Source organism: Stenotrophomonas maltophilia (assembly GCF_023518235.1).
Lineage (GTDB): Bacteria > Pseudomonadota > Gammaproteobacteria > Xanthomonadales > Xanthomonadaceae > Stenotrophomonas.
Genome location: NZ_CP090423.1, coordinates 2,990,686 through 3,001,737 on the forward strand (window position 1 = coordinate 2,990,686; position 11,052 = coordinate 3,001,737).

Consider the following 11,052-nt stretch of genomic DNA (forward strand, 5'->3'; position numbering starts at 1 on the left):
GAGCATCCACGCATAGCGTGGAACTGCTGGGTCGACCAAGGCCGACACCTACCAACAGCACCGGGAAACTGTCAGAGGTGGGGCGGTGTCCCACGGATAGCCCGCTCTTGATGTTGAGGTTGATGTTGCTTCGGCGGGTGCCGGGCGCAGCCCGGCCCCGTCTCAGAACCCCAGCGGGGTGTCGCCCAGCACCGGTTGCAGCTGGCTGCGGAACAGGGCCTGGATGCGTTCCAGTGCAGCCTCGTCGCTACCTTCAAAGCGCAGCACCAGCACCGGCGTGGTGTTGGAGGCACGCACCAGGCCCCAGCCGTCGGGGAAGTCCACACGCAGGCCGTCGATGGTCGACAGCCGGCCCCCCACGTAGGGGTTGTCCGGCGATTGCGCAGCCGCCACCAGCATCGCCACCAGCGCGTGCGGTGTCCCGTCGGCCACCGGCACCTTCAGTTCTGGCGTCGCCACCATCTCCGGCAGCTCGGCCAGCACCTCGTCCGGGGTTTCCTCGCGCTGGGCCAGGATCTCCAGCAGGCGTGCCGCCGCATACAGGCCGTCGTCGAAACCGAACCAGCGTTCCTTGAAGAAGAAATGGCCGCTCATCTCGCCGGCCAGCTCGGCATCGGTCTCGCGCATCTTCGCCTTCATCAGCGAATGCCCGGTCTTCCACATCAACGGGCTGCCACCATTGCGCAGCACGTGGTCGGACAGCTTGCCGGTGCATTTCACATCGTAGATCACCATCGCACCGGGGTTGCGCATCAGCACATCGGCGGCGAACAGCATCAGCAGGCGGTCGGCATAGATGATCCTGCCTTCGCCGGTGACCACGCCCAGCCGGTCACCATCGCCATCGAAGGCCACGCCGAGGTCGGCGCCAAAGCGCTTCACCGTCTGCACCAGGTCTTCCAGGTTGGCCGGTTCGCTGGGGTCGGGGTGATGGTTGGGGAAGGTGCCGTCGACATCGCAGTACAGCGGAATGACTTCGGCACCGATCGCCTCCAGCAGCTGCGGCGCAAATGCACCGGCCACACCGTTGCCGGCATCGGCGACGACCTTCAGCGGACGATCCAGCTGCACGTCATCGGCAATGCGCTGGATGTAATCGGCGCTGACGTCGCGCTGCTGGTAGTCACCCGGTTCGGTGGCCTGCACCAGGCGACCCTCGACGATGCGTGCGTAGAGATCGGTGATGGCATCGCCGGACAGCGTCTCGCCGCCGATGACAATCTTGAAGCCGTTGTACTCGGGCGGGTTGTGGCTGCCGGTCACGGCCACGCAGGTGCCAGTACGCAGGTGGAAGGCGGCGTAGTACACCACCGGGGTCGGTGCCAGGCCGATGTCGATCACCGCGCAGCCGGCGCGGCGCAGCCCTTCGGCCAGGCCCGCCGCCAGCTCCGGGCCGGACAGGCGGCCATCACGGCCGATCACCACTTCGCGCAGCCCCTGTTCCAGCGCCACGGTACCGATGGCCTGGCCGATCAGCGCGGCGGTCTTCGGCGTCAGTTCGCTGCCGGTCACGCCGCGGATGTCGTAGGCACGGAAGATTCCCGCCGCCAGCTCTTCAGCCGGCACCGGCGGCGGCGGCGGCGGGGTGGCATCACGGTTGGCCGTGCTGGCCGCCGGCGGCGGGGACTGCTGCAGGCTTTCGCTCAGCGTCGGGCCCAGGTCGGCCTCGACCGCCGAGGCGCGGCGCGGCAGCGGCAGCGACGCCGGCAGGCGATGGCGCCCCACCACCAGCAATACGGCGATGAACGCCAGCAACAGGGCAACGATGGCGCTGGCCAGCGCGCCCAGGCCCAGCGGCCCGGCCTCGACGCTGGGCACCGACGCGGCCAGCCGCAGCGGCGTTCCTGGAATGGGACGCGCCAGTGCTTCGGCACCTTCGGCCAGGCTGGCATTGCCCTGGCTGACCAGATCGCGCACGCCCTGGCGCAGGCCGAGGAAACCGCTGGACGGCGCACTCGCCTGGTCCAGCGCCGAGGTCAGCCGCAGCAGCGGCTGGCGCACATACACCACGGCCGGGCCGAGGTTACCCAGCTGTACCGGCGCGGCCAGGCCCAGCCGGTTGCCACCGCCGTCGCGGACCACCCGTACGCCGGGCTTGCCTTCGGCCAGCGCGGCCTCCAGCAGGGCCAGGCGGGCATAACCGAAGGCCGCCGGATCGGCATAGGCGGTCGCCAGGTCGGAGGTCAGCACCTCCACCTGTTCCACGCCGGTCCAGCTCTCGCGCAGGGCCAGGGCGGCGGCGGCCGCATCACCGGCCTGCAGCGCCTGCTGGACGCGATCGTTGTTGAGGTGCTGCTGCAGCTGCTGCACCTGGCCAGCGGCGGCCTGCTGCAGCCCCTGCACGGCCTGGTCACGCGCCTGCTCCAGCGCCTGGCCGTTGGCCTCCTGGCGCCACTGCTGCACCGCGCTCCAACCGAACCAGCCTGCCAGCAGGACCAGCAACACCCCCAGAAGGGGAGCGCCGCGCCCCAATGACCGTCCCCGCTGTTCCTCCCCGATGCCGCTCATCGATGTCCCCTGTCAACGCACCCCGGTATGGCCGAATCCACCCGTGCCCCGCACGCTGTCGGTGAAAGTATCCACCACCTGCAGGCTGACGCGGGCAATGGGCACGACCACCAGCTGGGCGATGCGATCACCCGGCTCGACGGTGAAGGCTTCGCGGCCGCGGTTCCACACGCTGATCAGCAGCGGCCCCTGGTAATCGGCATCGATCAGGCCGGTACCGTTGCCGAGCACGATGCCGTGGCGATGGCCCAGCCCGGAACGCGGCAGGATGACCGCGCACAGGTGCGGATCGGCAATATGGATGGCCAGGCCACTGGGCACCAGCGCGGTGTCGCCAGGCTGCAGGGTCAGCGCGGTGTCCAGCGCCGCACGCAGGTCTATGCCGGCGCTGGCTTCGGTGGCGTAGGCCGGCAACGGCCAGCTGTCGCCGAAACGCGGGTCGAGCAGCTTGACCTGCAACGGCTGCGGGGAAAATGCCGGTGTGGATACCGCCTGGGTCATGCCTGAAGCCTCCGCGCGATCAGCGCCAGCAGTTGTTCGGCCAGCTCGCGCTTGGAGGTGGCCGGGAAGTTCTGTTCGCCGTCCTGCCAGAAGGCCGTGGCGGCATTGTTGTCGCTTTCGAAACCGCCGCCGCTGATGCCGACCTGGTTGGCGATCACCAGGTCCAGGCGCTTGTCGACCAGCTTGCCACGGGCATATTTCTCCACATCGTGGGTCTCGGCGGCAAAGCCCACCACCAGTTTCAGCGACTGGGTCTGCGCGGCGACTTCGGCCAGGATGTCCGGCGTGCGCACCAGCTCAATCACCAGCGACTGGCTGTCGGCGGTCTTCTTCAGCTTCTGCGCGGCCACCTGGCGCGGCGTGTAGTCCGATACCGCCGCTGCACCGATGTAGATGTCGGCCGGCAGCGCCTGCAGCACGGCATCGCGCATCTGCGCGGCCGAGCGCACATCGATGCGCTGCACGCCAGGCGGCGTGGGCAGTTGCACCGGGCCACTGACCAGCACCACCTGTGCGCCCATCGCCGCGGCCGCGGCGGCCAGGGCGAACCCCATCTTGCCGCTGCTGCGGTTGCCGACGTAGCGCACCGGGTCCAGATCTTCGTAGGTCGGGCCGGCGCTGACCAGCAGGCGCAGGCCCTGCAGTGCGCGGGTTTCCGGCGCGGCAACCGCTGAGGCCGCGCGGCCGTTGGCGGCCAGCGCGGCCACGATGTCGCCCGGTTCGGCCAGACGGCCGGGACCGGATTCACCTTCGGCCAGCGGGCCATCGACCGGACCGATCACCTGCGCGCCGCGCTGGCGCAGCAGGGCGATGTTGGCCTGGGTGGCCGGATGCAGCCACATGCGATGGTTCATCGCCGGGCAGATCGTCAGCGGTGCGGTGCTGGCCAGGCACAGCGTGCTGACCAGGTCATCGGCATGGCCCTGGGCCAGCCGCGCGAGCAGATCGGCGGTACCCGGGGCGACCACGATACGATCGGCCCAGCGCGCCAGTTCGATATGGCCCATGGCCTGTTCGGCCGCGCTGTCCCACAGCGTGGTGCGGGTCGGCTGCCCGGACAGGGCCTGGAAGCTGAGCGGGGTGACGAACTGCTGGGCACCGGCGGTCATCGCCACCTGTACCTGGGCGCCGGCGTCGCGCAGCCGCCGCACCAGCTCCAGAGCCTTGTAGGCCGCGATCCCGCCTCCGACGCACAACAACAGTTTCTGGCCTTCCAGCGCGCGGGCCGGCGCCGGGGAAGCGTTGGGGGAGTCAGCCACCTGGATTTCCTGTGCAAACGAGGGCGCTAGCTTACCCGATGGCCGGTAATGTCCCGGTGCAGGGCGCACATAGCCGGCAGCTATCAGCAGATGGAACTTGCACTACGACAATTTCTGCATCCGGAACCGTGCGATTCGGAACTTTCCTATACCTGTAGGCCGACCACCTTTGCAGAATCGTGGTTGGCCACCGCTGGTGCGCCGTTTCGCCTTCCGAGGATTCCACGTGCAACCGCGCATCATCATCGCCGACGACCACCCCGTCGTCCTGCACGGTATCCGCATCGTGCTGCAGGCCCATCTGATGGACGTGGTCGGCGCCGCCCGTGACGGCGCCGGGCTGCTGCACCTGGTGGAACGCGAAACCTGCGACGCCGTGCTGACCGACCTGTCCATGCCCGGCACCGGCCCTGATGGCCCCGAGCTGATCGGTGAACTGCAGGCGCGCCACCCGGCGCTGCCGGTGGTGGTGCTGACCGGCGCCCGCCATCCGGGCCTGCTTGATGGCCTGTTGCGCGACGGCGTGGGTGGCCTGGTCGACAAGTGCGCCGATTTCGGCCAGCTGCCGCAGGCGCTGAACGCGGCGATGGCCGGCCAGGTCTTCGTTTCGCCACACCTGCGCCACCACCTTGAAGCGCGCGACCTGATGTTCGCGCGTGAGCCGTCGGCGCTGTCGGCGCGCGAGCAGGAAGTGCTGGACCTGCTGGCGGCCGGCTTGAAGGTCAATGCCATTGCGGCCCATTGCGGCCGCAGCCCGAAGACGATCAGCCGGCAGAAGGCTGAAGCCAAGCGCAAGCTGGGCCTGCAGACCAACCAGGAACTGTTCGCCTATCTGCAGCGCCGGCGCGATTGAGGCATTGGCCGACGCGCGCGCGCGGGGTGTGCCGATGGGAGGCCGCAACGCAGCCGGCGATGATCAACGCATGCCCATCCGCGACTGGCCCGAACAGGAACGACCCCGCGAGAAACTGCTCGCGCACGGCGCTGCCCTGCTGTCCGATGCTGAATTGCTGGCGCTGTTCCTCGGCTCCGGGTCCGGCGGCCGCGATGCCGTGCACACCGCGCGCGATCTGCTCGCCGCGCATGGCCCGTTGCGGCAGCTGCTTGACCGCCCGGCCCGCGACCTGGCGCGGCTGCCCGGCCTGGGTCCGGCACGCAGCTGCACGCTGGCGGCCGGCCTGGAGCTGGCCCACCGCTACCTGGCCGCCGAACTGCAGCACGGCGAACCCGTCGGCAACAACCCGGTCGCGGTCGGCCGCTACCTGCAGCACCGGCTGCGCGGCCAGGCCCGGGAGATCTTCATGGTGCTGTTCCTGGACAACCGGCACCGCCTGATCGCCTGCGAGGAACTGTTCCAGGGCACCATCAACGCGGCCCCGGTGTACCCGCGCGAAGTGGTACGGCGGGCCCTGCTGCACAACGCCGCAGCGGTGATCCTCAGCCACAACCACCCGTCCGGCGATCCGGAACCCTCCAGTGCTGACACCCGCATCACCGACGAGCTGCAGCAGGCGCTGGCGCTGGTGGACGTGCGCCTGCTGGACCACTTCGTGGTGGGTGAGGGGCGGCCTGTTTCGTTTGCTGAACGAGGGCTGCTGGCCCAGCCACAACCGCGCCTGTTCGGCTGAGCGGGGGCTGGCGACGGGCCCCCGGCCCCGCCAGGCAGGCGGGGCTCAGCGTGGCTGCGGGTATCTGCGCTAAAATGGGCGATTCCGCCGCTCATTCTCACAGCAGGCCTCGTGAAAAATCTCCTCCGCGCCCTGATCAGCCAAGGCATCGAAGCCTTGCGCGCCAATGGCACCCTGCCCGCCGACTCCCTGCCGCCGGACTTCGTGGTCGAGCGCCCGAAGACCCGCGACCATGGCGACTTCGCCACCAACGCCGCGATGCTGCTGGCCAAGGCCGCGCGCAGCAATCCGCGCGCACTGGCCCAGGCGCTGGTCGAGGCGCTGCCGCGCAGCGAGGACGTCAGCAAGGTCGAGATCGCTGGCCCGGGCTTCATCAATTTCCACCTGGCCCCGGCCGCCTACCAGCGCGAAGCCGCGTCGGTCATCAAGGAAGGCCATGACTACGGCCGCAACCTGTCCGGCAATGGCCGCACGGTGGGTGTGGAGTATGTGTCGGCCAACCCGACCGGTCCGCTGCACGTCGGCCACGGCCGCGCCGCCGCGATCGGCGACTGCGTAGCGCGCGTGCTCGATGCCAACGGCTGGAACGCCAAGCGCGAGTTCTACTACAACGACGCCGGCGTGCAGATCGAGAATCTGGCGCTGTCGGTGCAGGCCCGCGTGAAGGGGATCGCCCCGGACCAGGACGGCTGGCCGGAAGGCGGCTACCGCGGTGAATACATCGCCGACGTCGCCCGCGCCTACATGACCGGCGCCAGCGTCGACCTGGAGGGCACCCTGGTGGTCGGCGCCAAGGATCCGGACGACATGCAGGCGATCCGTCGCTTCGCTGTGGCCTACCTGCGCAACGAGCAGAACCTGGACCTGGCCGCGTTCGGCGTCGACTTCGACATCTACTTCCTGGAAAGCTCGCTGTACGCCGACGGCAAGGTTGCCGAAGCGGTGGCCAAGCTGCAGGCGTCCGGCCACACCTACGAGGAAGGCGGCGCGCTGTGGCTGCGCAGCACCGACTTCGGTGACGACAAGGACCGCGTGATGCGCAAGTCCGACGGCACCTTCACCTACTTCGTTCCGGACGTGGCCTACCACCTGTCCAAGTGGCAGCGCGGCTACGAGCGCGCGATCACTGAGCTGGGCGCCGACCACCACGGTTCGCTGGCGCGCGTGCGCGCCGGCCTGCAGGCCATGGAAGTGGGCATCCCGCAGGGCTGGCCGGAATACGTGCTGCACCAGATGGTCACCGTCATGCGTGGCGGTGAGGAAGTGAAGCTGTCCAAGCGTGCCGGCAGCTACTTCACCCTGCGCGACCTGATCGAGGAAGCCGGCCGCGATGCCACCCGCTGGTTCCTGATCGCGCGCAAGCCCGATTCGCAGCTGACCTTCGACATCGACCTGGCCCGCCAGCAGAGCAACGACAACCCGGTGTTCTATGTGCAGTACGCGCACGCGCGCGTGTGCAGCCTGTTGCGCCAGGCGCAGGAGAAGGGCCTGGTGTACGAACAGGGCAACGGCCTGGCCAACCTCGCCCGCCTGGGCGACGACGCCTCGCTGGCGCTGATGAACGAGATCTCGCGGTACCCGGAAGTGGTGGAAGCGGCCGGCGTGGCGCTGGAGCCGCACCTGGTGGCGCAGTACCTGCGTGAATTGGCGCATGCGTTCCACACGTGGTATCACGGGACGCCAGTGCTGGTGGACGACAGTGTTGAGCGCAATGCCAAGCTGACCCTGGCCTGCGCAGCACGCCAGGTGCTGGCCAACGGCCTCGAACTCCTGGGCGTCAGCGCCCCGGAAAAAATGTAAGCATCAGGAGACGCAGTACACATGGCAGCACGACGCGGCAAAAGCCAGGCACGACGCAACAGCGGCAGCCAGGGCACACCCGGATGGGTGTGGCTGGTGGCCGGTGTGGCGATCGCCGCTGTGGTGTTCCTGGCGGCGCCGAACCTGTTCAAGGGCGAAGGCGATGGTTTCCTGCGCGCCGGTCCGCAGCCGAACCCGAACGCGCAACCGGCCCCGGTCGCCGATGCCGACAGCGATGTCGGCAGCCAGCCGGCCGCGCAGCCGGCTGCGGCCAAGCCCTCCGAAGCGGAAAAGCCGGCCGCCACCCAGTACGACTTCTACACCCTGCTGCCGGGCAAGGAAGTGGAGATGTCCGACGCCGAACTGGCCGCCAGCGCGCGCGCCGAGGACCAGCGCCGGGCCAAGGCCGAGGCGCAGCGCGCGCAGGCCGCACTGGAAGGCAAGCCGGTGCCGCCGGCGACGGCCACCACGCCGTCACCTGCGGCCACCGCCAGCGTGGCCAGTACCGCGCCGGCGACCGCGACCAGCCGTCCGTTGCCGGCTCCGCTGAGTGAACGTCCGGCGGCAACGACGCCGCCGGCCAGCACCGTGCCCGCAACGACCAGCACTGCCGCAGCAACCCCGGCGCCGCGCACGGACACCGCGCCGGCTGCGGCCAGCACCGTGTCCGCACCGGCCGCCGCCGACAATGCCCGCTACATCCTGCAGGCCGGCGCGTTCGGTGCCTCCGGCGATGCCGAAGCCACCAAGGCCAAGCTGGCGATGATGGGGCTTGCGGCACGCGTGGAATCGGCACAGATCAACGGCAAGACCGTGTACCGCGTGCGCATGGGGCCCTATGGCACGGCCGGCGAGCTGTCCGAAGCCAAGCAGAAGCTGGATGGCACCGGGCTGCAGGCCATGGCGATCAAGGCGCAGTGATCTGCTGGAGTTGAACGGAAAAGCCGGGCATTGCCCGGCTTTTTTTGTTTCTGTAGAGCCGAGCCATGCTCGGCTGAATCCCGACGAAGCCGAGCATGGGCTCGGCTCTACAGGACACACCCCACCTGCGATGGCACGGGACGTCGCACGGCGCAGGTCAGCCTTCGCGGGCCACCTGGAAGCCGGCGAACGACTGGCTGACCGGCATCAGTTCCAGGCGATTGATGTTCAGGTGCGGCGGCAGCGTGGCCACCCAGAAGATCTGCTCGGCGATGTCCTCGGCGGTCATCGGGTTGGCGCCGCTGTAGAGCTTGTCCGAGGCGTTCTGGTCGCCATGGGTGCGCACCACGGTGAATTCGGTCTCGGCCATGCCCGGTTCGATCGTGGTTACGCGCACGCCGGTGCCGTGCAGGTCCGAACGCAGGCCCAGCGAGAACTGGCTGACGAACGCCTTGGTGCCACCATAGGCATTGCCGCCCGGATACGGGTAGACACCGGCCACCGAAGAGATGTTGATGATCGCGCCGCGGCGCTCCACCAACTGCGGCAGCAGGCGGTGGGTGAGGGTCACCAGTGCGGTGATGTTGGTGTCGATCATGGTGGTCCAGTCCGACAGCTTCGCACCCTGCGCCGGCGCGGTGCCCTGCGCCAGCCCGGCATTGTTGACCAGCAGATCGATCTCGCCGAAGGCCGGCGGCAGCGCCAGCAGCGCTGCTTCCATCGCCACCGCATCGCGGATGTCGAAGGCGGCGGCGTGCACCACATCCTTGCCATAACGGTCGACCAATGGCTGCAGGCGCTCGCTGCGGCGACCGGTGGCGATCACCTTCCAGCCCGCCTGGGCGAAGCGGTGGACGGCGGCGGCGCCGAAGCCGGAGGTGGCGCCGGTAATCAGGACGGTGCGGGTCATCAAGCAACTCCAGGGCGGAAACCAGGCCCCCATTCTGGCACCGTCGGCCGGCGCCTGTGTTGCCGGATCGGCCGGATCCGGGGTCGGATCCCTCTGCTCCGCACAGGCATCTGACCCCAGCTGCAGGGGGGCCGGTACAATGGGCCATGATCAACAACGATGTCCTGCGCAGCGTGCGCTACTCCCTGGACCTGGGCGACCAGCACGTGGTGACCCTGTGCCAGATGGCCGACCCGGCCTTCGCCGTGGATACCGAACAGGTGAAGGCCTGGCTGCGTCGCGAGGATGAGGCCGGTTTCGAGGCGATGAACGACCGTGCGCTGGCGCACTTCCTCGACGGGCTCATCGTGCACCTGCGCGGCCGCGACGAGAGCCAGCCGCGGCGTGCAGTGGAAACCCGCATCGACAACAACCTGGTGTTGAAGAAGCTTCGGGTGGCGTTCCAGCTGCGCGATGTGGACCTGATGGAGATCTTCGCCAGCGCCGGTTTCAATGTCTCCAAGTCGGAAGTCGGTGCGCTGTTCCGCCAGCCCGGCCATGCCAACTACCGGCGCTGCCTGGACCAGATGCTGCGCAATTTCCTCAAGGGCCTGAGCCTGCGCCTGCGCGGCTGAGCACGGCCTCGACGAAGGCACGTGCTGCCGGCGTCGGCAACCGCTGCCAGACCAGATGCACGCGGCGGGTCGGGGTGGGCTGCAGCGGAATCTGCACCACCCCTTCGAAGCCGTCGGCGATCAGCGCCGGCACGATGCCCACCGCCAGCCCATGGCGGACGAAGCGCTCGACCAGTTCCATCAGGTTGACCTCGAAGCGCACCGTGTGCGGCAGGCCGGCGGCAGCGAAGGCGTCATCGGTCTGTCGGCGCGCACCAGTGCCGCGCGGAAAATCGACCAGTGCCTCATCCTGCAGCGCGGTCAATGGCAGCCCCCTGCGCCGCGCCAACCGGTGCGACGGGGACAGCACCGCCACCAGGTCTTCCTCCTGCAGCGTCTGGTGACAGACCCCCTCCAGCGCCGCCGAGGGCGCCAGCCCGACCAGCGCCACGTCCAGCGCGCGCGACTGCACCTGTGCGATCAGGTCTTCGCTCTTGTCCACCCGCAACTGGAACTCCACCTGCGGGTGCACCTGCTGGAAGGCAGCCAGCATTGCCACCACGTCGATGCCGGTGAGTGAGGAAATCTGCCCGATGGCCAGCAGGCCACGCACTTCGCCACTGACCGCCGCCACATCGGCACGCAGGTGACGCAGGCTGGCCAGCACCTGGCGCGCGTGCACCAGCAGCGCCTCACCTGCGGCAGTAGCGCGGACCAGGCGCGGCAGGCGCTCGAACAGCGTGGCACCCAGTTCCTGCTCCAGCGCGGCGATCTGGTGGCTGAGCGCGGACTGCACGACATGGCAGCGTTCAGCGGCACGGGTGAAGTTGCCTTCCTCGGCCAGGGCGACGGCGAACTCGAGCTGCTTGAGGTTCACGCTTGTATCTTGTTTTCAGATGGCAGGGATGATGATGATTCATTTCCATCATGAC

The 11,052-nt window shown here is 68.9% G+C and carries 10 protein-coding genes; 5 read left to right on the forward strand and 5 right to left on the reverse strand.

Going from position 1 to position 11,052, the window contains the following annotated elements; all coding sequences use genetic code 11:
- Positions 1–162: 162 nt before the first annotated feature.
- From LZ605_RS14050 to coaBC, 3 genes are read right to left on the reverse strand one after another with little or no spacing between them, the layout of a single operon-like run.
- Positions 163–2,508 carry a phosphomannomutase/phosphoglucomutase gene (locus LZ605_RS14050; protein ID WP_249842165.1) on the reverse strand — a complete coding sequence of 782 codons (2,346 nt, stop codon included), beginning with the start codon at positions 2,506–2,508 and terminating at the stop codon, positions 163–165.
- 12 nt (positions 2,509–2,520) lie between these two features.
- A complete protein-coding gene (gene dut, locus LZ605_RS14055) occupies positions 2,521–3,009 on the reverse strand; it encodes a dUTP diphosphatase (protein ID WP_249842166.1) in 489 nt (162 codons plus the stop codon).
- Positions 3,006–4,268 carry a bifunctional phosphopantothenoylcysteine decarboxylase/phosphopantothenate--cysteine ligase CoaBC gene (gene coaBC / locus LZ605_RS14060; protein WP_249842167.1) on the reverse strand — a complete coding sequence of 421 codons (1,263 nt, stop codon included), beginning with the start codon at positions 4,266–4,268 and terminating at the stop codon, positions 3,006–3,008. The genes dut and coaBC overlap by 4 nt, the downstream gene beginning before the upstream one ends.
- Positions 4,269–4,494: 226 nt before the next feature.
- On the opposite strand from coaBC, the gene LZ605_RS14065 reads away from it, so the two are divergent.
- The 4 genes from LZ605_RS14065 (at position 4,495) to LZ605_RS14080 (ending at position 8,617) form a co-directional block, all read left to right on the forward strand.
- Complete coding sequence (locus LZ605_RS14065; protein WP_249842168.1) at positions 4,495–5,121, forward strand: response regulator transcription factor; 627 nt, start codon at positions 4,495–4,497, stop codon at positions 5,119–5,121.
- A gap of 70 nt (positions 5,122–5,191) precedes the next feature.
- Positions 5,192–5,896, forward strand: coding sequence for a RadC family protein (gene radC, locus LZ605_RS14070; protein WP_249842169.1), 705 nt, complete (start codon positions 5,192–5,194; stop codon positions 5,894–5,896).
- Positions 5,897–6,007: 111 nt separating this feature from the next.
- The gene (gene argS / locus LZ605_RS14075) at positions 6,008–7,696 is read left to right on the forward strand and encodes an arginine--tRNA ligase (RefSeq protein WP_249842170.1); all 1,689 of its coding nucleotides are present in this window, start codon (positions 6,008–6,010) and stop codon (positions 7,694–7,696) included.
- Positions 7,697–7,717: 21 nt separating this feature from the next.
- The gene (locus tag LZ605_RS14080; protein WP_249842171.1) at positions 7,718–8,617 is read left to right on the forward strand and encodes an SPOR domain-containing protein; all 900 of its coding nucleotides are present in this window, start codon (positions 7,718–7,720) and stop codon (positions 8,615–8,617) included.
- Between the two features lie 157 nt (positions 8,618–8,774).
- Here LZ605_RS14080 and LZ605_RS14085 read toward each other — a convergent pair whose 3' ends face one another.
- Entirely contained in the window at positions 8,775–9,527 is a 753-nt protein-coding gene (locus LZ605_RS14085; protein ID WP_107231536.1) for an SDR family NAD(P)-dependent oxidoreductase, read from the reverse strand.
- Positions 9,528–9,673: 146 nt separating this feature from the next.
- On the opposite strand from LZ605_RS14085, the gene LZ605_RS14090 reads away from it, so the two are divergent.
- Positions 9,674–10,141: a DUF1456 family protein gene (locus tag LZ605_RS14090; RefSeq protein WP_249842172.1), complete on the forward strand. Its 468-nt coding sequence runs from the start codon at positions 9,674–9,676 to the stop codon at positions 10,139–10,141.
- Here the strand turns inward: LZ605_RS14090 and LZ605_RS14095 are convergent.
- Entirely contained in the window at positions 10,110–10,997 is an 888-nt protein-coding gene (locus tag LZ605_RS14095) for a LysR family transcriptional regulator (RefSeq protein WP_249842173.1), read from the reverse strand. The two genes, LZ605_RS14090 and LZ605_RS14095, sit on opposite strands and share 32 nt — an antisense overlap.
- Between the last annotated feature and the right edge of the window lie 55 nt (positions 10,998–11,052).

Excerpts from the sequence above, each read along its gene's own strand:
- dut (WP_249842166.1), bottom strand. The coding sequence starts at position 3,009 with ATGACCCAGGCGGTATCCACACCGGCATTTTCCCCGCAGCCGTTGCAG.
- LZ605_RS14090 (WP_249842172.1), top strand. The coding sequence starts at position 9,674 with ATGATCAACAACGATGTCCTGCGCAGCGTGCGCTACTCCCTGGACCTG.
- LZ605_RS14080 (WP_249842171.1), top strand. The coding sequence starts at position 7,718 with ATGGCAGCACGACGCGGCAAAAGCCAGGCACGACGCAACAGCGGCAGC.
- LZ605_RS14050 (WP_249842165.1), bottom strand. The coding sequence starts at position 2,508 with ATGAGCGGCATCGGGGAGGAACAGCGGGGACGGTCATTGGGGCGCGGC.
- LZ605_RS14085 (WP_107231536.1), bottom strand. The coding sequence starts at position 9,527 with ATGACCCGCACCGTCCTGATTACCGGCGCCACCTCCGGCTTCGGCGCC.
- radC (WP_249842169.1), top strand. The coding sequence starts at position 5,192 with ATGCCCATCCGCGACTGGCCCGAACAGGAACGACCCCGCGAGAAACTG.